The following is a 23,074-nucleotide window of genomic DNA, read 5'->3' as shown; positions in this document are numbered from 1 at the left end:
GACCTGAGCCTCGGTGTTTGGCGGTTTGGCTTCCCTTTTGTGCCTGGCTTGCCAAGGTTCAGGTCGCTCACGCTCCCCGTACTGTCTTGCTCGCTGCGCTCGTTTGCTGAGCAATGAGGGCCGCTTGACACGTCAAAGGGCATCCCTTACTTTCGCCCACGTTGCCTGCCGAAACGTTCCCCGTCACAAACCGCTGATGTTCACGCTCCAAAGAAACGATGAGTAAGAAGACCAAACAACCGAAACAAGAACTCAAAAACACTGCCACTTCTGCGACTACGCCGCCCGAACCGGGCCGCCGCAATTTCATGCTGCTGGGCGTAGGTGCGCTCGCCGCCGCTGGCGTTGGTGCTGCCGCTGCCTACAACGCGGGTTGGTTTGACGAAGCCAAGCCGCAGAGTTTCGCTTCGACCGCGCCGCGTTCGGCGGGCAAGAATCTGTCGCCGGTGACGTTGCCGGCCGATCAGGCCAATGCGTTGCGGGCGATCAATGAGATGGTCGAGCATTACGCGCGCGATTTGGGCAATGCGTCGGCGCTGATCCACGCGGTGCGGGCGTTTGGTAAAGGCTTCAAGCTGGCGGACGGCACGAACGCGGTTGAACATCTGTGTACGCGCTACGCCGCCGACAAAGAGGTCAACGGGAAACGCTTCGTGTTTTTCAAACGCGATGCCGAGGTGCACGAGAACAGCTTTCTGAAAACCTTTTTGGAAGCGGGCGTGAGCCTGGATCAGCCGGTCGTGGCAGGCGCGAATCGCTACACGCTGCGCGATGTGAGTGAGAGCGCGCGGCAGTTATTCCGTTGTGATCCGAGCGATCTGTTCAAATTCGATGACCGCCAATTCCGCTATGACCCGGTTTCGACGCTGGCGCACGGGCGGGGCGAATTGGTGCACGAACATTTGCCGTGGGGGTTGATCGCGTTTTCGATTCTGCTGCCGCCCGCGCAAGCGACGTGGACGAATGCTTACGGCGAAAAGATCGAGCTGGCGGCGGTGCTTGATCGCAGCTTGGCCGAATACGAAAGCAATTGTGCGTTGGGCCAGGCGGCGTTGCTGCGCGGTGAGACGGCGCCGGTGAACTTCCGCGAAAAGATCAAAGAGTACAGTTGCTTCGGGCTGCATTCGGTCTATGGCTTTTTGTCGTGCTGGCAGCACGGCTACACGAACAACGAGGTGCCGCAACGGTTGAAACAGGCGCTCGATCTGGCGACGTATCGGCTGAAAGGCGACGCGCTCGCCAGCGACCAGGAATACGATGAGGCTGAGAGCAAGGCTGCGGCGCAAAAGCAAGGCTCGCCAGCGATTGCCCTGGAAGCCTTCAAACAACGGGCGCGCGTCAAACTGTTGGGTCATGCGTTTGAATCAATCAATTACGCCAAGCTGCACAAGTTGGTGACGTTCACGCCCGCGCAAGAGCAACGCATTCAGGCGGGCGAGCAAGCGATGTATGACAGCATCGTCAAATTGCGCGCGCTGGATTGGGCGGTGTTGCGGCGCACGCTCAGCGACAAATTCATCAGCGACATCGTCATCGCGCTGGGCCACGCAACGCGCGCGATGAAGCTGTTGACGCCGGAGAATCCAGACACGGTAGCGTGAAGCCGGTTGGCAGTTGGCAGTTTCAAGATTGGAGTTCTAGTGAAGTATTTCGTCTCGCGTTTGTATGCGGCTATGCCGCCTGATGTGCGGAAGGTCTCTGACCTTCCGGTTCGCGGCACCTTTCTTTTGGGGCTGCGCCCCTTTTTGTTGAGCGGCCTCTTGGCGCTGCTTTGTTCCAGCGCCGCCTTGGCGCAATTCAGCAAAACTCCTACGCTTTACGAGCAATGCGAAGCTGTCGCCGAGAACGCTGCCAATACAACGGCCATCGCCAAAGCTACCGCCGAATTGAAAAGCACCGATGCCAAAAAACGCATTGAGGCCGTGCAGGCATTAACCAAGAGTTGTGATCCACGCGTCAACGACACCTTGCTGGGCCTCTTGCAAGACGCCGATGCCACGTTGCGCGTGGCGGCGGTCGAGGCGTTAGGCAAACTCGGCAATCAAGACGCGATTGATCCGCTGATCGAGGCGTTGTTGGCGGACAAGGATTGGCGGGTGCGAGCGGCTCTGGGTTTGTCGCTCGGTTCGTTCAACGTGCATCGCGCGCGCAACGCGACGCTGAACGTGCTGGTGAATACAGGCAATGTCAAAGTCACCGACGAAGGCGATATGCGGGCGCGCTGTTTCGGCATTCTGGTCGTCAACCAAATGCGCGACGTGCGTTTTTCGCGCAAGGCCATCAGCTTCCTGTTTGAATTCGTGGATCACGACGACCTGAAGCTGCGCCAAATCGCCGAAGCGACCGCCGTGGAATTGCAGCATACGCGCAATGGCGTGCATGAACTGATCGGCATCTTGCAACAACACAACTTCCCCGACTATCGCCGCAAAGCCGCTTACTGGCTGGGCGAATGGCACACCGCCGAAGCCCGCGCCGCGCTGGAACAAACCGCGCTCGGCGACCGCGATTCCAGCGTGCAGCAAACGGCGAAGGCGGCATTGGCGAAACTGAAGTAGTGGTTAGTGATCACTGACCACTGACTACTGACCACTGCTCATGGATTCCATCACCCTCGAAATTTATCGCTCGCTCTACACCTCAGTCGCCGAAGAGATGGGCGTGAGCCTGCGCCGCACGGCCTTTTCCCCGAACATCAAAGAGCGCCGCGATTATTCGTGCGCCGTATTTGACCGGCGCGGGCGCATCATCGCGCAGGGCGATCACATGCCCGTTCATCTGGGTTCGATGCCAATGTCCGTCAAAGCCGCCATCGAGCATTGCGCGATGCAACCGGGCGATGTCGTGATCCTGAATGACCCCTACGCAGGCGGCACACATCTGCCGGATGTAACGATGGTCGCGCCGGTTTTCTCTGAAGCCAGCCAACTGCTCTTTTATGTCGCTAATCGTGCACATCACGCCGACATCGGCGGCGCAACGCCGGGTTCGATGGGCGCGGCGACGGAGATTTATCAGGAAGGCATTCGCATTCCGCCGTTGCGCATCGTCCGCGGCGGGCAGTTAGAGCAGGAGGTTTGGAATTTTCTGTTGGCCAATGTGCGTGGGCGTGACGAACGCGAGGGCGATTTTGCCGCGCAGTTGGGCGCGTTGCGCGTGGGCAGCGACCGTTTGCACGAAATCGTCGCGCGCTATGGGTTCAAAGAGGCCGATGCCTATGCCGGACACTTGGTCGAATACGCCGCGCGGCTGATGCGGCGCACGCTGGCACTGCTGCCGGATGGCGTATACGAGGCCGAAGACTTTCTTGATAACGACGGCGAGATTGACGAGCCGGTACGCATCACAGTCAAGGTGACAATTCGCGGCGAACGCGCGCGCATTGATTTCACGGGCAGCGCGCCGCAAGTGCGCGGCCCCGTCAACGCCGTCGAAGCGATCACCGTGTCGGCGGCTTATTATGTATTTCGTTGTCTGATTCCGGGCGATGTCCCGGCCAGTGCGGGCATTCTGGAACCGCTCGAAGTCATCGCGCCCGCCGGCACCATCGTCAACGCGCTGCCGCCCGCGCCGGTGGCGGGCGGCAATGTCGAGACTTCGCAACGCATCGTGGATGTGTTGTTGAAAGCCTTGGCGCAAGCCGCACCGCACCTGATTCCCGCCGCTTCGCAAGGCACGATGAACAATCTGACCATTGGCGGTTGGGATGCGCGCTTGGGGCGCGAGTTCGCCTATTACGAAACGGTTTGTGGCGGGATGGGCGCGCGGCCTAATGCCGACGGCATCTCGGCGGTGCATACACACATGACCAATTCGCTGAACACGCCGATTGAAGCGCTGGAATACGCCTACCCGTTGCGCGTGCGCCGCTACGCCATCCGGCGCGGTTCGGGCGGCGCAGGCAAGCAGCGTGGCGGCGATGGCACGATTCGGGAAATCGAATTGCTGGCCGATGCGCAAGTCTCGCTGTTGGCGGATCGCCGTAAGTTTGCGCCGTATGGCTTGCAGGGCGGCGCGCCAGGCAAAGTTGGCATAGCTGAATTGATCGAGGCGCACGGCGGCAAGCGCAAGAAGTTGCCTAGCAAGTTTTCGCTCAAGGCACGCTGTGGTGATCGGTTGGTGATTGAAACGCCGGGTGGCGGCGGGCATGGGGCGCGTGAAGCCTAACTTTTCATGCCATTCAATGGCCGGTGCTGGCTGTTGGAAACACGCCTTCTTCGATGAGTGCCGCCCGCAAGGCCATGCGGTGCGGCAGATTGAGCTCCAAAACAGCAATCGTCGCTCGCGCGCTCGGCGTGAGACCTACCAAACGCGGACCAGACCATTGGAAATACTCGCGCCACACATCGCGGCGCGGGTGAAAGAGTCGGACAATTCGTCCGGTCAACGGATCACGGCCGGCGATGTTCGGACCTTTGTGGTTGTTACAGAAAAAACAGGCCAGCGCCAGATTCCGCGCAATGGTTAGGCCGCCAAGTTTGCGCGCCAAGATGTGGTCAATTTGAAAAGGAGGCTCGTCATACTCTTGCGGCATTTGGCAGTATTCGCAGCAGCGCCGAGCCCGCCGCCAGACCAGGCTGGTGAGACGCTGATTCATGGTTAGGCTCGTTTGGGACGGCGTGCCTTGAGAGCCTGGCGGGCTTGTGATTTGAGCAGCGACAGCACGTGGCCGACCCGTTCGTAGCTATCCAATTCGAGATGCTCTTCCAGCGTCAACGTGCCCTTACGGGCTTTTTCTGCCAGTTCGTGCATGCGCTCAATGTCAGCTTGGGGGAAACACAGGTTGAGGAGGTGGCGGGCGACCTCTTGCGACAGCGCGGCGCTGGCTGGCTCGAACAACCGCCCCCAGAGCGCCGCCTCGCTTGTGCTGATGACAGAAGTGTTTTGCATGAAACTCTCCAATGGATGATTTGCCGTTTATAGTGCCTGGATTGTAGCTCTGATCGTTGCGGCAGGGAAAGCGGCGGCTTGACAATTTTATCCACGTCCCAACCTCAGTTGCTTCGCTCCCGCGCTCACCCGCCGTATAATCCACCGCACACCAACGCAGTTCCACTTGCACCCAAAACCAGAGGAGGTTCATTCGATGTTCACTCGCAAGCTTTCCCGTTCGCTGCTGTTCATGCTGGCCCTGGCCGCCACGCTGCTCGCGCAATCCGCCCAACCGGCCAAGCGCCCGCTCAAACTCGACGACCTGCCGCGCCTGCGTGAAGTGCGCGACCCGCAACTTTCGCCCGATGGGCAATGGGTGGCCTATGTCATCTCGGCCATTGATGCCAAAGAGGACAAATCGAACGCGCACGTCTGGACGACCAGTTTCGACGGTAAGGTCACGCGCCAGATGACGGCGGGCGAAGAGAGCGAGTCGGCGCCGCGTTGGAGTCCCGATGGCAAATACCTCTCATTCACATCTTCGCGCAAGGGCTTGGTCAAGGGCAATCAGGTTTGGCTGCTCGACCGCAGCGGCGGCGAGGCCGTGCAGCTTACGAACATTGGCGCGGATGTGAAGGGGCGGCTGCAAAGTTACGAATGGTCGCCCGATTCAAAACGGCTGGCGCTGGTCATCGGCGATCCCGACCCGGAAGCCGAGGCCAACGCGGCGGCCACAGAAAGTGGCGGCAAGCCCAAACCGCCGAAGCCCATCGTGATTGACCGTTACAAATACAAACAGGACGGGCAGGGCTATTTGTTGTCAGGCCGCCACAGCTACATTTATCTATTCGACGTGGCGACGAAAAAAACCGAACGCCTGACCAAGAGTCAATGGGATGAATCGTCGCCTGTGTGGTCGCCCGACGGGACGCGCATCGCGTTTACCAGCAATCACGCCGCTGATCCTGACCGCGAAACGGATGGGCAACTGTTCGTCGCCGAAGCCAAAGCGGGCGTGGCCGAAAAGCCATTGACCACGGCCAGCAATCGCGTCGGACGCGGGCGCGCTGAATGGAGTCCTGACGGCCAATGGCTCACGTTCCTCGAAAGCGATGAAAAGAAGTGGGGTGCCTACAGCATGACCCATCTGGCGCTGGTGAAAGCGGACGGCAGCGCGGCCCCCGCACGCGTGGCTGCCGTCGAAGCGCTTGACCGGGGTGTTGCCGGGCCGCGTTTCAGCGCCGATGGCAAAACGATTAGCTTCACCGTCGCAGACAATCGCTCGGTTTATCCGGCTTATGTGAACCTGACAGGCGGCAAGGTTGAACGGCTGATGTCATCGCCAGTCGTCATCTCAACTTGGGAAAGAGAGGCCGGGCGTTCTATCGTGTTGTCAGGCGGCAATGCGAAATACACCGAAGTGTACGCCTTTGAAAACGGTGCGCTACGACAGCTCACACATCACAACGACGCGCTGTTTGCCGAACTCGATCTCGGCCAAACCGAAGAGGTCAATTTCAAAAGCAAAGACGGCACGGACATCGGCGGGTTGTTGACCTATCCGGCTGGCTACGTCAAAGGCACAAAAGTCCCGCTGCTGCTGCGCATCCACGGCGGACCGAACGGGCAGGACCAACATTCGTTCAGCACTGAGCGGCAATTCTTCGCGGCCAACGGCTACGCTGTGCTGGCGGTGAATTATCGCGGCAGTTCGGGACGCGGGCAGAAATTCTCGCGTTCGATCTTCGCCGATTGGGGCCATTACGAAGTCGAAGACCTGCACGCGGGTGTAGATCACGTCATCAAAATGGGCGTGGCCGATCCTGACAAATTGGGCGTGGGCGGGTGGAGCTACGGCGGCATCCTGACCGATTACCTGATCGCCAGCGACACGCGCTTCAAAGCGGCGACCAGCGGCGCGGGCACGGCCTTCACCGTAGCCTTTTACGGCACCGACCAATACATCATTCAGTACGATTACGAAATCGGCCCGCCCTGGGAAGCCAAAGCCTGGGAAACCTATCAGAAGATTTCCTATCCCTTCCTGCACGCTGACCGCATCAAGACGCCGACGCTGTTTCTGGGTGGTGAACGCGATTTCAACGTGCCGGTGCAAGGCGGCCAACAGATGTATCAGGCGCTGCGCAGCCTCGGCATTGACACACAACTCATCATCTATCCCAACGAGAACCACGGCATCCAGCGGCCCAGTTATGTGCGCGACCGTTACGAGCGGTATCTGGCGTGGTACGACAAGTATTTGAAGAAAGCGCCGGTGACGGCAGGCACAGGCGGCAAGGGCGAACAGTAGGAACCGCTCTCAGTCCGCGAAGCGGACGGCAGGGTAAAGCCCAGGGTGGAGCGCGTAGCGCGCAACCCTGGGTAACAAACCAGCAGAACACCAAGCCCGCGAAGTGGGCGGTAGACATTTGTCGCCCCGAATCTTTTGTTTTGATTGATGTGGCTGCGCATTATCTGCCGCCCGCTTCGCGGGCTGTGGGTTCTATTCGACGCTTCCCAGGGTTGCGCGCTACGCGCTCCACCCTGGGCTTTATGCTGCCGTCCGCTTCGCGGACTAAAACCTGTGACCTTGTGTGATCATTGCTTTTTCGGCGCGGCCAGCGTTTTGACGTGTCGCTTCCATTCTTCGGCTGTCATTGTTTTCAAATTCGGCCATTCACACGCAGCGATGACCAACTCGCGGATGGGTTGAACCGCCACCAACTCCAGCGCAGCTTTTGGCAACGCCGCTTGGTCTAGCCGCGACAACATTATGACGCGCCATTCCACTGATGGGAGCGTACCGGAAACCAGATAAAACATCGCTTGGCTGCCAATTTTGCCGATCGCTGACAGGTCACTTGCCAACGGCTTGGCTTCTTGCAAGAGCGGGATACGCACACCGATTTCTTCAAATGTAGGCTTGAGATCGCGCCAGCGCCGCATTTCATCCGTCAAGGTCTTGACCCAATCATCATAATTTTTCGACTGCGTTACTGTCCGCGTCGAAAAAGCCTGATCCAGAAAAGCTCGTTGATGCGCTGGAAGGTTCTCTTTCTCCAAAGGCAAAATGTCATAAAGGAAGTTGTCGAATTCGTGCGCCCATGCGCGCGCGCTATGACTATCCGGCCTAGCCATATCCACAAGTCTCGTCAGCGGCATAGACTGAGTTGCCTGTTGCATTGTGCCGCGCCTGTAACCTTTGACCGGCTCAACCAGCCCCGTGAGTATTTCAAGCGCAGAGTAAAATTCGGTTGCCCGATCATTTTCAGCGCCAAGCGCGCGCCGCCACATCGCGGTTTGATACGTGAGATGTTGCAGGCCAACAGCCTCAAGTTGTTTACTCATTACCGCCAACCGCCGATACATATCCGCTACATCCCGCACCTCGCGCGGCGACCATAGCCGTTCCGCAATCGCTGCCGTGCGCGGCCAGATGCGCGAATCAATCGTTTCGGGCGAAACCCATTCCGACCACATTGTGGCTTCGCCGCCCAGGATCAGTTTCTGTTCGTTAATGCTCAACGGCGTATCTGCCGGGATTGGATCATTCAAGTAGTGATCGCGCGCCGGGTACATCAGGTCAATGTAATAGCCGTTCGACAAAATCCCGCTGTAACCTTGCCGCGCCGCCGCCGCCAGCGATTCCGGCCCGCGCCACGATTGCACGACGATGTTTTTGGGAATGTCGGGATGCACGACTTCATCCCAGCCGATCACCCGTTTGCCGTGCTTGGTCAGGATTTGCGCGACACGCTGGTTGAAATAGGCCTGCAAGCCGTGGTTGTCTTTCAACCCTTTCGTCTGGATGAACGCTTGGATTTTCGCGTTCTCTTTCCAGTGCAATCCTTCGATCTCATCGCCGCCGATGTGCAGATAGGCGTCGGGAAAGAGCGCGGCCATCTCGCCCAAAAAGCCGTCCAGCAATTCGTAAAGCTTCTCATTCGTCGGGTCCATCACCGGCTGCATGATTCCCCAGGTGCGTTCGATTTCGTAAGGGCCGGGCTTGCTCGCCAGTTCGGGATGGCTGACGAACCAGGCCGTCGTATGGCCCGGCATATCGAATTCGGGGATGACGCGGATGCCGCGCTGGCGAGCGTATTCGATGATCTCGCGCATTTGGTCTTGCGTGTAGAAATCACCATCCGAGCCGCGCTGCTGCAATTCGGGATAAGGTTTGCTCTCGATGCGAAAGCCCTGATCGTCGGTGATGTGCAGGTGCAAGACGTTCAGCTTGACCGCCGCCATGCCATCCAGATTGCGTTTGATGACTTCCATCGGCTGCCAATGGCGCGCGATGTCAATCATCAAGCCGCGCCAGGGGAAGCGCGGTTTATCTTGAATGCTCACGGCGGGCAGGAAGTGACCATCCTTGTCGCCGTTGAGCAATTGCAAGATCGTCTCTAAGCCGCGCAAGACGCCGACGACGGTGGGCGCGCTGAGCGTGGCCTGCCGGTCATTGATTTCGAGCGTGTACGTTTCGTCTTCGTCCACGGCGGGAATTGCCTTGCCCGGCCCCTGACAGGCGATCATCAGTGACGCTTTGTCAGCGTCGCTCGCCAATCCGCGCGTAAAGGTGAAACCCGTGCGCGCGCCCAACCGCGCCATCATGCGCGCGAGCGCTGCTTGCAAGCGCGCATCGCTGTGCCCGCGCACGGCCACGGTGAATTGTTCGGTGACGGGCAGACGCCCCGGCTGAAATTTCAACGCGGCAGGCACGGGCATCAAGTTGTGCGGCGGGTTCACCGATTGCGCGAACGACGAGACTGACAGGCCCAGCAGGGTCACGAGCAAAGCGACGGTTTTCATAAACATGCCTTTCTTAGATCAGTTTGCCATTGCGTTTACAAAAGCAGTTGGCACCGGTGCGGTACCGCAGCGCAGCTTTCCCGCACACTGAAGTGAAAACCGATCTAATGGAATTGGAGTGAAGCGCGAATTTGCGGTGGCAGCCTAACGACAGTGACAACAATGCGTCAACTTTGCCCGGCAAGCGTTCATTGCAACGCTTTCATTCCAACTGCCAGCGCCGTGACAAACATCACGCGGGCGTTGTGACCCGCGTCGCAGCCTGAGGAAGGAAGCGCGGCTATTCTGCACACGTGGTCACGAGAGTTCAGGTCAATGTGACGTGAAGTTCTTCTCTGCTACCCTCTCTGCCTCGGCCCCCTTTGGCGCAGGCGCAATGTTGGAGCTTGGCTTCGACAGCGCGTCTGCGCCTTTATTTTTTTTTCAAGCGAAGAACATCAGGCGCGGCGTTCCAGGGCGGCTTGGTTATGCACGGTCAGATGGTAGTGGCGATCAACCGAAAGGTAGTTGCGCTCTTTGTAAGAGACGATGACTTTGTTGACGTGCTCGCGCGAACAGCCAGTCATGGCGGCCAGATCGCTTTGGGTCAGGCGCAGCGGAATGTAAATGTCGCCGTTCGGTTGGGTTTGGCCGTATTGATCGGCGAAGAGCAGCACCTGTTGGGCCAGCCGGGCTTCAACGGATTGCGTCGCCAGCGCGCGAATCTTTTCGTTGGCGTGGCGCAGGCGCAGCGACAAAATGCCTGCCAGGTTGTAAGCCAGCATCGGCATGTTCATCAGACAACGTTGAAAGGTCGCGCGATCCAACCAGAGCAAGGTCGAGGCTTCGAGCGTCAGCACGCTGGCCGAACGGTAGACGATGCCCAGCGCGCTCATTTCGCCGACAATTTCGCCCCGGCCCAAAATCGAGATGATGACTTCGCTGCCATCGGCTTGTTCGAGATGGATTTTGACAGTGCCAGCAAGAATGAAATAGACGACCTCGCCCGTTTGCTCGGCCATCATCAGCGGGGTGTTGGCGGGAAATTGCTTGCGGGAAATCAATTCGGCAAGCTGCGCCAATTGCTCTTCGGGCACTTGACGAAAGGGCGCGAGTTGACTCAATTCCGGGAGAGAAGGTTTGGCGAGTGGGGTCGTTTTCATACGCAAGCTTTCGGAGAACCTCCCACGAAGTTGCACGAAGGAGCACGAAGAAAAAGTCGTCTCTCGGTTTCTGCGTGTGGCTTCGTGGGAGAGATAATTTTACTTACCGGATGTTGACGCGCTCAAAAACTTCACTAACGCCGTATTGAAAGCCGCCGCGCATTCGAGCTGCGGCACGTGCCCGCATTTGTCCAGAATGACTTTCTCCGCCCCGGCGATGTCCTGGGCATAAGCCTCGCCAATTGCCAGCGGCGTCAGCCCGTCTTCGCGGCCCCCACACCACCAGCGTCGGCGTCTTGATCGCTTTGGTTTTGCCATCCAGCATATCGTCGCCGCGTAAGGCCATCTCGGTGAACTGGCTGATCGTGTAGCCATCACCGCGTCTCAACTTGGCGGCAAAGGCCGTTTCGATGAAGGCGTCAGTCAACAGAGCTTTGTTGTAAAACACCAGGCTCATCACCTGTTTTAGTTCGGCCAGCGTCGCGGCGTTGAGCGGGGCCAGTTGCTCGCGCGTCAGTTTGGGCGCACCAGTGCGGGCGGGCGAATAACCTGCCGCATCCACCAGCACCAACTTTTCGACTTTGTCAGGATGGGCCAGCGCGAAAGCCGCCGCGATCCAGCCGCCCAGCGAATTGCCGACCAGGGTGGCTTTGGCAATCCCGGCTTGTTTATAGAACCCCGCCAGGAAATCCACCATCGTGCCGATGCGATAATTCAGCAAGGGCTTATCGGATTGGCCAAAGCCGATCTGATCAATGGCAATGACGTGAAACTGTTTGGACAAGGCGGGAATGGTCATGGCCCAGTTGCTGACCTCGCCGCCCAACCCGTGCAGCAAGATAACGGTCGGGCCAGAACCGGCTTCGACGTAGTGAATCTTTTGTCCGAAGACTTCGACTTGTTTGTCGGCGACGGCGGGCGCTTGGGCGTGAATGCTGACGAGAGCGAGCGCGCAGATGAATGCAGCGAAAGTGGTGCGCAGATAAATTCGGTTGAACATGGATGCCTCCTTGCAACGGGTGGTGCTGTTTGCGACGCGCGGAGTATAGAGGAAGCATTTTTGTTTGGGTAGCGCGCGGCTCTGCCGTTGCCACACTGGGCATTGCCGTGGATGATGCGGGCATGACTTTCGTGAACGGCTCGTTGCTCTTTAGCGCCGCGTTGGTGGCCGGGATGATCAATTCGGTGGCGGGTGGCGGCACGTTGGTCAGTTACCCGGCGCTGGTTTGGCTGGGTTATCCGCAAATTTCCGCCAATGCCACCAATACGCTGGCGCTCGCGCCGGGCGCGCTCAGCAGCCTCTGGGGCTATCGCGGTGAATTGAAAGACACGCCGCAGCATTTTTTTGTCTTGCTCATCCCCAGTTTTATCGGCGGCATCGTCGGGGCGGTGTTGCTCAAGCTAACGCCCGCCAAAACCTTCGAGGTGCTGGTGCCCTTTCTGATTCTGTTCGCCACCTTGCTGTTTATGGCGCAAGACCCGCTCAAACGTTGGCTACACCTGGGCGAGACGCACGAAGTTCATAAATCCCCCAATTGGATGGCGGGGGCGTTGTTTTATCAATTCCTGGTCGGCATTTACGGTGGCTATTTCGGCGCGGGCATCGGCATCCTGACACTGGCGGTGCTGGGCGTCTTGGGGCTGGAAAACATCCATCAAATGAACGGACTGAAAAACATTTTCGCCGGGACGATCAATTTGGTGGCGGCGCTGTATTTCATCTACGCCGGACTTATTCATTGGCCCGAAGCGATTTTAATGGCAGTGGGCGCCATCGTCGGCGGCTACGGCGCGGCAGGTCTGGCACAACGTATGGGGCAACGGGCGGTGCGCCGTTGCGTCATCGTGATTGGCCTGGCGATGGCGGTTTCCTTGTTCATTAAACGCTGAATGCCCGGTTCATCAGCGTTCGCAGCCGATTCTTCCCTCTGGCCAATAGTGGTGCTAGTATGGCGCGCGTTGGCGTGCCGATGCAGTGATGTTATAGGTTGAATGGGTTGGTTGTGGTGCGGGATCATTCGCAACGCCAATGGCCTTCCATTCTGACGAACACATCGAGTCCAAAAACATTTGTTGAGGTGAAACGCTTATGCCCATCTGTCCTGTCTGCCGTAGTCAAAATATGGAAACCGCCAAATTTTGCGGCAACTGCGGCAATCCCTTCCCGCGTACTTCGGAATCAACCTCTTCTCTTTTGAAATGCGAGCAGGGACACATCTACAGCGCAGTCTATCAAACCTGCCCCTACTGTCCGGGGTCAGAGGGTTTGAGCAACCCCAGTTTTGAAACGCAGATTGAAGAACCGCCCGAACTGGCCCCAGCGCCCAAGGCCGGAGATTTCGTGACGCGCATTGAGTCGCCAGCATTTCCCACCGGCGACTTGGCCACGCGCATGGAGTCGCCCATCCCAACCGAGTTTGTCACTCGCATTGAAGCGCCGCCCGGACGTACAGATGATTTATTGGGCCGCCTTCCGGGAAGCAACGAGATGCGTCCGGTTTCAAGCGGCAGCCCGCTGCCCGGCACCGAATTGTTAAGTGATACGCCGCCGCCTTCGCTGTTTGAAACGAAGATTGAGAATGCGCCGTTCAATCCGCCCGCACCGCCGCCACAACCGCCGCCGCCACAAGTCGCGCCGCCACCGCTAGCGCCGCCGCCTATGCCTGGGGCCAATCTGCCGCCGGCGGGCGCGCCGCCGGGCGGCGGACGACATACGTCGGTAATGGCGGCGGAAGACGTCAAACGCGCCATCAGCTCCAAAGGCAAGCTGGTCGGCTGGCTGGTCAATTATGGCCGCAACCCGGATGGCGAAGATTACAAATTGCGCGCCGGTTATAACCGCTTGGGCGCGAATCCGGCCTGTGACATCGTGGTCGAGGATGAAACCGTGAGCGGTTCACACGCGATCCTGGTGTTCCGCGATGGCCGCTGTTTGATCAAAGACGACCTCTCGCGCAACGGCACTTTCGTCAATGGCAAAGAAATTACCGAAGCGCATCCTTTACAGAACTACGATCAAGTCCGCGTGGGCAATACGACGTTTACCTACGTGGCCGCCCAACAGGGCTAACTGCTTATTTCGAGACCGGCGTTCACGTCCGGAGACGGGCGTGAACGCAAACCACAGACACCTGCTACACACCAATTAAGCCTACGAACAGACGTGGCTTTTCAACGCGTCATATGCGCCACCAGGTGATCACTGCTCACTTGACCGACATCGGACTCGAGCGCAAAGAAAATCAGGATTCGGTCGAATGCGTTTACGATGAACGCAGCGACACCCACTTGCTTATCGTCGCTGACGGCATGGGCGGGGCAGCGTGTGGCAGCCGCGCCAGCCAGTTGGCCGTCAAGACAATTGCCGAAAATTTCTTCGATCACGCCAGCGGCACGCTGGCCGTCACGCAACGCCTCAACCGCGCCATGATTGCCGCCAATCACCGCATCTGGAGCGAAGCGCATTTTGGCTTGGATAGCGTCACCGGCAACAGTCTGCCCGGCGTGCCGAATTGTCGCGGGATGGGCGCGACCTGCGTCGTGCTGGCTTTGCTGCACGACCAAGCCTGGCTGGCGCACGTCGGCGACAGCCGCATTTACCACGTTTCGCCCAGCAAGATCGTGCGGTGCACCCGCGATCATTCCCACGTCCAGCGCCTGGTGGATGGCGGCCTCATCAGCGAAGAAGAAGCGCTCACGCATCCTGACCGCAGCCGCATCGAACGCGCCCTCGGCCCGCGCGAAATCGTCCGCCCGGAAGTGCGGCCCGATCCCCTCAAACTGATCGAAGGCGATTCGTTCCTGCTCTGCTCCGATGGCTTGAGCAGTCTGGTGCACGATGAAGAGCTTTTCAGCATTGTGCTCAACGCCCCTGCCAAACAGGCTTGTCACACCCTGGTCGCCTTGGCCAAACAGCGGGGCGGCCACGACAACATTACCGTCGCCATCGCGCGCATCGGCGACGACGTCACCAGCGCCTTCTAAATTTCAGACGTCCTACCCCCGGTCGCAACGTTGAATCGCTCAATGACCAAATTACTCATCGCCACCACCAATGCCGGCAAAGTGGCCGAGATTATGGCCCTGCTGACTGACTTAAATTACGAAGTGCTCGGCCTCGCTGACCTGCCGCAGCCTTTACCCGATGTCGAAGAGACCGGTGAGACCTTCGCCGCCAACGCCATGCTCAAGGCGGAGTATTATCACGCGCAAACCGGCTGGCTGACGCTGGCGGATGATTCTGGCTTGGAAGTGGACGCTTTAGGCGGACGCCCCGGCGTGTACTCGGCGCGTTATGCCGGTGCGGGCGCAGGCGATGCCGCGAAAGTGGCCAAGCTGTTGGAAGAATTACGCGACGTGCCTGCGGATCAACGCACTGCGCGTTTCGTTTGTGTGATCGCATTGACGGGGCCGGGCGTGCGCGAAACCTTTACCGGCGCCTGCGCAGGCGTAATCGCCGACGCACCACGCGGGACAAACGGCTTCGGCTACGACCCAGTTTTCATCGAACCGTCATCCAAGCGCACATTCGCCGAACTCACGCGCGCGGAAAAAGCCGCCCTCAGCCATCGCGGCCAGGCCTTGAAGCAGGTGAAAGATTGGCTGCGACAAGCCGAGTTGCAGCCAAAGTGAAGGCATCAACCCGAACGTAACCAGCCGACGCAATCCGCCGACTGGCACAGGCATGCAAAATTCCACGGCGAAGCGGGCGTCGGCGTCCGCCGGTAATCATAGGTAATCTCTCGATCCGCCCCGATGTCGCGCAACGCCACCAGCATTCCGCCATTGTCAAAGGCCGCATTCGGCGCGCACGAATGGTTGGTCGCGTGCATCGGCATCACGACTTCCGACCAATAATCCATCCGGTATAAATCCTCGCCTGCGGCAAAGGCGTGGGTGGCAAATAAGCCTGCGCCCTTCCCATCTTCGTTGGGGATGACATAAAAATCGCGCGTATCGGATAACTGCATTCCGCTTAACTCTCCAAACAAATTTGATCTACCAGCAGCGCTCGCCCAAAGGCTCAGACGCTAGGGGCACGGCGCAGCGCCTCAATCACCTTACCGACATCGCTGCTCTCCCGCAAGCGAATGACCAGCAAGCGCAAACTCATCACCCAGCCCGGATGCCGAATCAGGCGGCCCAGCGCCGTCACGGTGCGATCCAATCGCTGGAGTTCCGCCGCCCATTCCGCCTGCGGCAAAGGCGCCAGCCGTTGCGCCTGTTTCCAAGCCGCGTCGCGGGCGCGTTGCATGCTGAAATTGATGAGCACCTCATCGGCCCGCCCGCTGACTTTGTCGAGCAACCACAGCCAGGGCGAGAGCGCGCCGATTTCGGTTTGCACGTGCTTGACCAGCCCCGCCAGGATTTTGTTGATCTCGTTGAAATCGTGTTCTAACGTCACCAACTTCGCGCCGGGCGCCACCGTCGCCGCCGCAATCCCCAAATCGTAATTGATGTGCGCGTTCATCCCCAGCAACAGATGCTGCAAGATCAAAGGCCGCCACGCCGTCGCTTGCGCAAACGCTACCCGCCAGCATTCTGAGCATGGTTGCTGTTGTTGATACGCCTCCAGTGCCGCGAGATAACGATTGGCGAAGGTGACCACGAACTGCTCCATCCGCACGCCATCTTCAAACCGCCCTGCCTGAATCCCCGCTTTCACATTGAGTGTGACCAGTAAATACAACGCGGCAAAATAACCGAGACGGCTTTGCGCTTGGCGCGCATGGTCAAGGATGGCCGTGAGTTGGGCAATGACTTCGTCTAGGGTAGTGGCTGACATGTCTAGCACCTTTAGCATTTTGGTCTTGCGTCGTGAAGTTTGAAGCGCCAGCGCTGCACAGCAGGCTGCCAGCCTGCTGCGGCTGAGCCAGTGTCAGAATCGAGTTGACCTCGCCCTACGCCATGTCGGCAACAGGCTGGCAGCCTGCTGTACAGTCAAATCAGGCGTTGGGCAGTTCGTAATGCTCAAGCTGCACGCGCAACACCTTCTTGTCGAACTTGCCGACGCTGGTTTTGGGGATCGCCTCCACAAACAGCACCTCATCCGGCAACCACCATTTGGCGATGCCGCCTTTCGTCACCAGATGTTCGTTGATCTGTTCTTTGGTGAGTTCCGCGCCCGCTTTGAGCACGACGCAGGCCAGCGGGCGTTCCTGCCAGCGGGGATGATTGACGCCAATGACGGCGGCTTCGGCGACGCCGGGGATGGCCATGATGGCGTTCTCTAAATCCACCGACGAAATCCATTCGCCGCCGCTCTTGATGACGTCTTTGGCGCGGTCGGCGATGGCGATGTAGCCCTCTTCGTCAATCGTGGCGATGTCGCCGGTGTCGAACCAGCCATCGGGGAAGCGTTCCGGCGCGTCGGCTTTGTAATACTGGCTAACGATCCAGGGGCCGCGCACCAACAGACTGCCCATCGCGACGCCATCGTGGGCGACTTCGTTGCCATCCGGGCTGACGACGCGGGCTTGCAGGCCGGGCGCAATGACGCCGCAACGCTGTTTGACATCTAGAATGCGTTCGCGCGGCCAGTTTTTCATCTTCGGTTTGATGCGGGCGACGGTGCCAACCGGGCTGGTCTCGGTCATACCCCAGGCTTGCAGGAAGGTGATGCCGAGTTGCGTTTCAAACCAGTCAATCAACGCGCGCGGCGGGGCCGAGCCGCCACAAGTCATCGTGCGCAAATGCGACAGATCGTATTTGCCGGGATTGGCTTCCAGTTCGTTTTTGACGCCCATCCAGATGGTCGGCACGCCCGCCGTGACGGTGACTTGTTCGTCGTGCAGCAACTGGCAGATCGTCGCGCCATCCATCGTCGGGCCGGGAAAGACCTGCTTGAAACCGAGCATACAGCCGGAATAGGGCAGCCCCCAGGCGTTGGCATGAAACATCGGCACAACCGCCATGACCGTGTCGGCGCTGCTGATGCCCAAGGTGTCGGCCATGCATTGCGTGACGGTATGCAGGTAATTCGAGCGATGCGTATACATCGCGCCTTTGGGATTGCCGGTCGTGCCGCTGGTGTAACACAGCCCCATCGGCGCGTTCTCGTCGAGTTCGGGCCAGGTGAATTCGGGGCTTTCACCCGCAATCAGTTCTTCGTAATCGTGCACGGGCGCGAGTTGTGTGGTGTAGGCACCCGTGTTGCTCATCACGATGAAATGCTTGACGCCCGTGATTTGATCGGCGATGCGTTCGAGCAGCGGCAGCAACTCATCGTCCACACAAATCACGCTGTCTTCGGCGTGATTGATAATGTAACTCAGGTGTTCCGCCGACAGGCGCAGGTTCAGGGTGTGCAGCACTGCGCCCATGCACGGCACGGCGTAATAGATTTCCAGGTGGCGGTAACTGTTCCAGGCGAGCGTCGCTACGCGATCGCCCTGTTTGATGCCGAGTTTGGCTAGCGCATTCGCCAATTGCCTAGCGCGGCGGCCCAGGTCGGCATAGGTATAGCGATGCGTCACATCGCGCATCTTCGAGACGATTTCGGTGTCGGCGGCGAACAGCGGCCCGCGATCCATCAACACACTCATCGTCAGCGGAGTATTCATCATCGTCGTCATTGCTGGTGTCTCCTACGAGTTGAAATTTGGTTTTTCGATCTTGAAGGCGAAAGAGTGGCGCTAAGAGTAGCGGCAGGACACAGGGTTTTCAATGGTTTCGGATGCAGGTGGAAAAATGTATTGATGAAAAGGCGAACCAGCTTTCAGGCCCGAACCAGCTTATCGCTCTGCGCGCGCAGATCCTCTAGCACACGTTGCAAGCGCGTCCGCTGCTGCTCGTCATTGCCTTGGTCTTCCGGCACATAAATCCGTTCACCCAATACGACCACGACACGCGCGAAGGGCTGCGGAATTTCCAGCCCGTCCCAACTCGGCAAACGCCAGCAACGCGAGAGCGAGATTGAGAACGGCAAAATTGCTGCCCCCGCTTTGGCCGCCAGCATAATGGCGCCAGGCTTGGCTTCATAAAGCGGCCCGCGCGGCCCATCCACCGTAAAGGCGGCGCTCTTCCCCGCCCTAACCGCGCGAATCATCTGAATCAGCCCGGCTCGCGCGCCCCGCGTCGAACTGCCCTTGGCCGCGCCGTAGCCAAAGCGTTGAATGAATCGCGCTATGTATTCGGAATCGAAGCTTTGCGAGGACATCACAAGAATGCCGCGCCGCCGCCAGAAATAGGTCGCAATCGGGATGCGGTTGTGCCAGAAGCTATACACGAGCGGCTCGCTTTCGGTGTGATGCTCCCAACCCTGCACTTCAAATTTCAGCGTCGCCCCGATGGCGCGAATCAGCCAGTAAAGCGCCAGCCCCGCCGTGCGAATGATGAGGCGCTGTTTGAGCGTGTATTGCTCAAGCGTGGTGAAGGCATAAAGCTTGTCGAACGCTTCGGCCTCGCGCGCAAGGCTCGTTTCAGATTGGACAGGTGGCAAGGTAGACATGATTTCGGTGACGCCGCCGGACGGCGCGGCATAGCTTACCACGCCGCGCTGACAGTGCTAAGATGCAGCCTGCTCCCAATTTCAGACTGCCCTTGCGTATTACTGCAAAGGCTTCGCCCCTGTCGCCTTTGCCCCGACACAAGCGCGCCGCACTGGTAGGACAATCTGCCGAGGTTGTCCGGCTTGGGCCAAAGACGTCCTGGGCAATGACTGGGCAACCTTGGCAGGTTGCCCTACCTAACTCGAAGGAGATTTGAGATGAGCCTGCATCCAACCTTCCGCCTAACACTCGTTTCCCTGGGCTTGTTCGCATTTGCCCTGTTTGTTGCCCAACCTTTCAACTCACAACGGGTCACTGCCCAACAAGGACTGCCGCTTTATGACGAAGCCCGCACCGTGGAAGATCTGACCCGCACGTTGCAGCTTGCGCCGGAACAGGCCGGCAAGCTCCGCGAATTGATCGCCGCGCACCGCCCACGCATCCAGCAATTGCAACAAGAGGCGAATGGCTTGCAACCCGGCAATCCTCGCGCAGGCGAATTGCGGGCGCAGTTTGAACGCGAGCGGCGCGCCGTGCTGCAAGAGTTGCTGTCCGCGCTCAATCCCGAACAACAAAGCCGCGCGCGTGGCATGCTCGCCCAGCCGCAATTGCCGCAAGGGCCAACGATTGCGCCTATCAAACCAGCGCTGCCCAGCGGCGCGTTGGCGGCGGGCGAACGACTGATTGCCCAGCCCGCGGTTGCCAATCCCAACCCGACACGCAGCCGCCGTGCTGTCGCCGCGCCGCCACTGACTGAAGAGCAAAAGATTTTGCATCTGCTCAACCGCGCCGGTTTTGGCCCGCGCCCCGGCGATGTCGAGCGCGTGCGGCAGATGGGACTTGAAAAATATCTCGACCAGCAACTGCATCCCGAAGACCTCAGCGATGAATTGTTGGCGCGCCCGCTGCAAGCACTGAATACGTTGCAAATGGCTGGGCCGGAAATCGTGCAAACGTTTATGCCGCCGCCACCGCCGCGCCCTTCGCCAACGCCAGTTGCGGCCAAAGAGGGAGAAATGGCGAAACAAGGTGAAAGCGAGAAAATGGCCGCGCCTGTTCAGCCCACGCCGCGCCCCACACCCACGCCGCCACAGCGCAATCCGCAACAGGCCGTCATCGAATTGCAACAGGCCAAGCTGCTGCGCGCCGTCTTCAGCGAACGCCAGTTGCAAGAGGTGATGGTTGATTTCTGGTTCAATCACTTCAACGTCTTTGCGGGCAAAGACAATGTGCGGTGGATGCTCACGCCCTACGAACGCGATGTGCTGCGTCCGCACGCGCTAGGCAAATTCAAAGAATTGCTGACCGCGACGGCGCAAAGCCCGGCGATGCTTTATTACCTCGACAACTTCCAAAGCCAGGTCGAACCACCACTGCCACCACAACCACCGTTGGCGCGCAAAGAAGGCGACACCACGCCGCCGCCGCCCGCGCGCCGGCCGGGCTTGAATGAAAATTACGGGCGCGAGTTGCTGGAATTGCACACGCTGGGCGTGGATGGCGGCTACACGCAACAGGACGTGATCGCCGTCGCGCGCAGCTTCACTGGTTGGACGCTTACACAACCGCCCAATGTCGGCTTCGTCTTTCGCCCACGCATGCATGACAAAGGCGAAAAGATCGTGCTGGGCACGCGCCTCGCGCCTGGCGGCGGTATTGAAGACGGCCTGCGCGTGATTGATCTGCTGGCGCATCATCCGGCGACCGCGAAATTCATCGCGCGCAAACTCTGCCAGCGTTTCGTCGCTGATGAACCGCCCGCCGCGTTGGTTGATCAGATCGCCGCCGTCTTCACCAAAACCGACGGCGACATCCGCGCCGTGGTACGGGCGATTCTGACTTCGCCGGAGTTTTACGCGCCGAAAAACTATCGCAGCAAAATCAAATCGCCGCTGGAGCTGACGGCTTCGATGTTGCGTGCGACGGGCGCGGCCAGCGAAGGCTTCGCGCTCATTCAATGGGTCAATCGCATGGGCGAACCCCTCTATCAATGCGTCCCGCCGACCGGCTATTCCGAAGAGTCCGCCCGCTGGTTGAACAACGCCGCGTTGCTCGAACGGCTGAACTTCGCGTTGGCGCTGATGCAACAACGCGTCAATGGCACGCGCGTGGAGTTGGCGCGCTTCGTCGCACCAAATACAGTCAACGAGCCGTCGCAGGTGCCAGCGCAATTGATAGATCAGTTGCTGGCCTTGCTGGTGCACAGCGATGTTTCGGCGGAGACGCGCGCCAATTTGCAACGCGCGCTGGGCGACATGCGCACGAAAGCCATGCCCGCGAAATTCGATGAACGGACTGCAACCAAAAACGCGGAGCAGTTGATTGGCGGTGTGGCGGCGCTGATTCTTGGTTCGCAGGAGTTTCAGGTAAAATGAACCCCCTATCGCTGACGACAGTTACTGAGGTATAGCTATGACTGAAGATACAATCACGTTGAATGACGCTTTGAAGGAGCAAACCCGGGAAGCGTCCCGCGAGATGAAAGTCTCGCAAAGCCATGTGGTGGCGCTGGCGCTGGAAGAGTTTTTCCGCCGCCGCCAAACCCAACGGCTGGTCGAGCAAGTCAATCAGGCATACAAGGATGGGCCGGATGAAGAGGAGCGTGAGCTGTTAAGGCGTATGCTGCCATTCTACCGCGAGGTGTTGGAGAAGGAGGATGAATGGTAATCAACCAAGGCGATGTTTATTGGCTTGATCTCGGCACCCCGCTTGGCTCCGCTCCTGGCTATAGGCGTCCGTTTGTCATCATTCAGAACAACGCGATAAACCACAGTCAAATTAACACTGTCGTGATTTGTGCGCTCACTTCCAATCTCAAACGTGCAGGGGCAACAGGCAACGTATTGCTGGGGAAAGGTGAGGCTGGTCTAGTCAAGCAAAGTGTCATCGTTGTTTCGCAGCTATTCACCATAGACAAAACACGCTTAGATGAATACATCGGCACCCTGTCATCCAAACGCATCCGTCAAATTTTCGACGGCCTCAAACTCATTACCGAACCGCGCGACTTCGCCTAAAGCAACTTCTCATGCCGCCACTCATCATCGCCCATCGCGGCGCCTCCGCTTACGCACCCGAAAACACGCTGCGCGCTTTTCAACTTGCCATCGAACAGGGCGCGCAGATGATCGAACTCGATCTGCACACGACGCGCGACGGTCAGGTCGTCGTCATTCACGACGAGACGCTCGACCACACCACCAACTTCAAAGGCCGCGTAGACAGATTGACGCTGGCCGAAATCAAACGCGCCGATGCCGGCCAGGGCGAACGCGTGCCGACGCTGGATGAAGTGCTCGACCTGACTAGCGGCAAGCTGCGGCTCTATCTGGAAATCAAAGACCCGCGCGCCGCTGTGCCCACGTTGCAAACGATTCGGGCGCGACATTGCCAGGGTGAAATGCTGCTGGCTTCATTCGACCTCGAATTGATGCGGCAGTTGGGCAACGAGGTGCGCGATGTCGAACTGGGTGTGATTCTGGGCAGCGAAAGCCTGAACCCGCTGGCGCGCTATCGTGAGGCGTTTCCCTGGCTGGCCTTGCGCACGCTCAACTATCAGGTGCTGTGTATGCAGGTTGAGCTTTGTTATGGCTATCTGGCGCGGCGCGTCAAAGCCAGCGGCAAGCGGCTCTACGTTTGGACAGCGGATCGCGAACGGCAGTTTGCGCGGATGGTAAACCGCAACGTAGACGGCATCGTCACCAACCATCCTGACCGCTTGCGGGATTTCCTGGCTACGCACGCTTCTCCGCGTGCATAGCC

General features: G+C 59.0%; 21 protein-coding genes. 12 read left to right on the top strand and 9 right to left on the bottom strand.

What is annotated here, in order from left to right; translation table 11 throughout:
- Positions 1 to 218: 218 nt before the first annotated feature.
- Genes HY011_18175 through HY011_18165 form a run of 3 tightly spaced genes read left to right on the top strand, consistent with a single transcriptional unit; the run spans position 219 to position 4,167 of the window.
- Positions 219 to 1,601 carry a hypothetical protein gene (locus HY011_18175; protein ID MBI3424867.1) on the top strand — a complete coding sequence of 461 codons (1,383 nt, stop codon included), beginning with the start codon at positions 219 to 221 and terminating at the stop codon, positions 1,599 to 1,601.
- Between the two features lie 39 nt (positions 1,602 to 1,640).
- On the top strand, positions 1,641 to 2,558 hold the full coding sequence (locus HY011_18170; GenBank protein MBI3424866.1) for a HEAT repeat domain-containing protein: 918 nt from the start codon (positions 1,641 to 1,643) through the stop codon (positions 2,556 to 2,558).
- A gap of 40 nt (positions 2,559 to 2,598) precedes the next feature.
- On the top strand, positions 2,599 to 4,167 hold the full coding sequence (locus HY011_18165; protein ID MBI3424865.1) for a hydantoinase B/oxoprolinase family protein: 1,569 nt from the start codon (positions 2,599 to 2,601) through the stop codon (positions 4,165 to 4,167).
- Positions 4,168 to 4,180: 13 nt separating this feature from the next.
- Here the strand turns inward: HY011_18165 and HY011_18160 are convergent, their stop codons facing one another.
- Together HY011_18160 and HY011_18155 are read right to left on the bottom strand one after the other, a co-directional pair.
- Positions 4,181 to 4,597, bottom strand: coding sequence for an HNH endonuclease (locus HY011_18160; protein MBI3424864.1), 417 nt, complete (start codon positions 4,595 to 4,597; stop codon positions 4,181 to 4,183).
- A 2-nt stretch (positions 4,598 to 4,599) separates the two neighbouring features.
- Positions 4,600 to 4,890 carry a hypothetical protein gene (locus tag HY011_18155; protein ID MBI3424863.1) on the bottom strand — a complete coding sequence of 97 codons (291 nt, stop codon included), beginning with the start codon at positions 4,888 to 4,890 and terminating at the stop codon, positions 4,600 to 4,602.
- 232 nt (positions 4,891 to 5,122) lie between these two features.
- Here HY011_18155 and HY011_18150 point away from each other — a divergent pair, with 232 nt between their 5' ends.
- Positions 5,123 to 7,183: a S9 family peptidase gene (locus HY011_18150; GenBank protein MBI3424862.1), complete on the top strand. Its 2,061-nt coding sequence runs from the start codon at positions 5,123 to 5,125 to the stop codon at positions 7,181 to 7,183.
- Between the two features lie 287 nt (positions 7,184 to 7,470).
- On the opposite strand, the gene HY011_18145 is transcribed toward HY011_18150, so the two are convergent.
- From HY011_18145 to HY011_18135, 3 genes are all read right to left on the bottom strand, one after another.
- On the bottom strand, positions 7,471 to 9,681 hold the full coding sequence (locus tag HY011_18145) for a family 20 glycosylhydrolase (GenBank protein ID MBI3424861.1): 2,211 nt from the start codon (positions 9,679 to 9,681) through the stop codon (positions 7,471 to 7,473).
- 437 nt (positions 9,682 to 10,118) lie between these two features.
- The gene (locus tag HY011_18140) at positions 10,119 to 10,823 is read right to left on the bottom strand and encodes a Crp/Fnr family transcriptional regulator (protein ID MBI3424860.1); all 705 of its coding nucleotides are present in this window, start codon (positions 10,821 to 10,823) and stop codon (positions 10,119 to 10,121) included.
- Between the two features lie 103 nt (positions 10,824 to 10,926).
- Complete coding sequence (locus HY011_18135; GenBank protein ID MBI3424859.1) at positions 10,927 to 11,823, bottom strand: alpha/beta fold hydrolase; 897 nt, start codon at positions 11,821 to 11,823, stop codon at positions 10,927 to 10,929.
- A 122-nt stretch (positions 11,824 to 11,945) separates the two neighbouring features.
- On the opposite strand from HY011_18135, the gene HY011_18130 reads away from it, so the two are divergent.
- The 4 genes from HY011_18130 (at position 11,946) to HY011_18115 (ending at position 15,455) form a co-directional block, all read left to right on the top strand.
- On the top strand, positions 11,946 to 12,713 hold the full coding sequence (locus HY011_18130; protein ID MBI3424858.1) for a sulfite exporter TauE/SafE family protein: 768 nt from the start codon (positions 11,946 to 11,948) through the stop codon (positions 12,711 to 12,713).
- A 376-nt stretch (positions 12,714 to 13,089) separates the two neighbouring features.
- Positions 13,090 to 13,893, top strand: coding sequence for an FHA domain-containing protein (locus tag HY011_18125; GenBank protein MBI3424857.1), 804 nt, complete (start codon positions 13,090 to 13,092; stop codon positions 13,891 to 13,893).
- A gap of 125 nt (positions 13,894 to 14,018) precedes the next feature.
- Complete coding sequence (locus HY011_18120; GenBank protein ID MBI3424856.1) at positions 14,019 to 14,807, top strand: serine/threonine-protein phosphatase; 789 nt, start codon at positions 14,019 to 14,021, stop codon at positions 14,805 to 14,807.
- 42 nt (positions 14,808 to 14,849) lie between these two features.
- On the top strand, positions 14,850 to 15,455 hold the full coding sequence (locus HY011_18115; GenBank protein ID MBI3424855.1) for an XTP/dITP diphosphatase: 606 nt from the start codon (positions 14,850 to 14,852) through the stop codon (positions 15,453 to 15,455).
- Positions 15,456 to 15,460: 5 nt separating this feature from the next.
- On the opposite strand, the gene HY011_18110 is transcribed toward HY011_18115, so the two are convergent.
- The 4 genes from HY011_18110 to HY011_18095 all read right to left on the bottom strand — a co-directional run bounded on the left by HY011_18110 (position 15,461) and on the right by HY011_18095 (position 19,272).
- On the bottom strand, positions 15,461 to 15,793 hold the full coding sequence (locus tag HY011_18110) for an SET domain-containing protein-lysine N-methyltransferase (GenBank protein ID MBI3424854.1): 333 nt from the start codon (positions 15,791 to 15,793) through the stop codon (positions 15,461 to 15,463).
- 53 nt (positions 15,794 to 15,846) lie between these two features.
- Positions 15,847 to 16,626 carry a hypothetical protein gene (locus tag HY011_18105; protein ID MBI3424853.1) on the bottom strand — a complete coding sequence of 260 codons (780 nt, stop codon included), beginning with the start codon at positions 16,624 to 16,626 and terminating at the stop codon, positions 15,847 to 15,849.
- Positions 16,627 to 16,768: 142 nt separating this feature from the next.
- On the bottom strand, positions 16,769 to 18,388 hold the full coding sequence (locus tag HY011_18100; protein MBI3424852.1) for a long-chain fatty acid--CoA ligase: 1,620 nt from the start codon (positions 18,386 to 18,388) through the stop codon (positions 16,769 to 16,771).
- 152 nt (positions 18,389 to 18,540) lie between these two features.
- Positions 18,541 to 19,272 (bottom strand): lysophospholipid acyltransferase family protein, encoded by a 732-nt coding sequence (locus HY011_18095; protein MBI3424851.1) that lies wholly within the window; start codon positions 19,270 to 19,272, stop codon positions 18,541 to 18,543.
- A gap of 258 nt (positions 19,273 to 19,530) precedes the next feature.
- On the opposite strand from HY011_18095, the gene HY011_18090 reads away from it, so the two are divergent.
- The 4 genes from HY011_18090 to HY011_18075 are packed head-to-tail and all read left to right on the top strand — an operon-like array spanning position 19,531 to position 23,072.
- Positions 19,531 to 21,687 (top strand): DUF1800 domain-containing protein, encoded by a 2,157-nt coding sequence (locus HY011_18090; protein MBI3424850.1) that lies wholly within the window; start codon positions 19,531 to 19,533, stop codon positions 21,685 to 21,687.
- Between the two features lie 37 nt (positions 21,688 to 21,724).
- Positions 21,725 to 21,979, top strand: a complete 255-nt coding sequence (locus HY011_18085; GenBank protein ID MBI3424849.1) for a hypothetical protein — start codon at positions 21,725 to 21,727, stop codon at positions 21,977 to 21,979.
- On the top strand, positions 21,973 to 22,329 hold the full coding sequence (locus HY011_18080) for a type II toxin-antitoxin system PemK/MazF family toxin (protein ID MBI3424848.1): 357 nt from the start codon (positions 21,973 to 21,975) through the stop codon (positions 22,327 to 22,329). The genes HY011_18085 and HY011_18080 overlap by 7 nt, the downstream gene beginning before the upstream one ends.
- Before the next feature lie 11 nt (positions 22,330 to 22,340).
- Positions 22,341 to 23,072, top strand: a complete 732-nt coding sequence (locus tag HY011_18075; protein MBI3424847.1) for a hypothetical protein — start codon at positions 22,341 to 22,343, stop codon at positions 23,070 to 23,072.
- The last annotated feature ends 2 nt before the right edge of the window (positions 23,073 to 23,074 follow it).

The organism is Acidobacteriota bacterium (assembly GCA_016196035.1).
In the GTDB taxonomy this organism is placed as follows: domain Bacteria; phylum Acidobacteriota; class Blastocatellia; order RBC074; family RBC074; genus JACPYM01.
The sequence above is the reverse complement of the archived record's forward strand: the minus strand, read 5'-3'. Positions and strand labels throughout refer to the sequence as shown.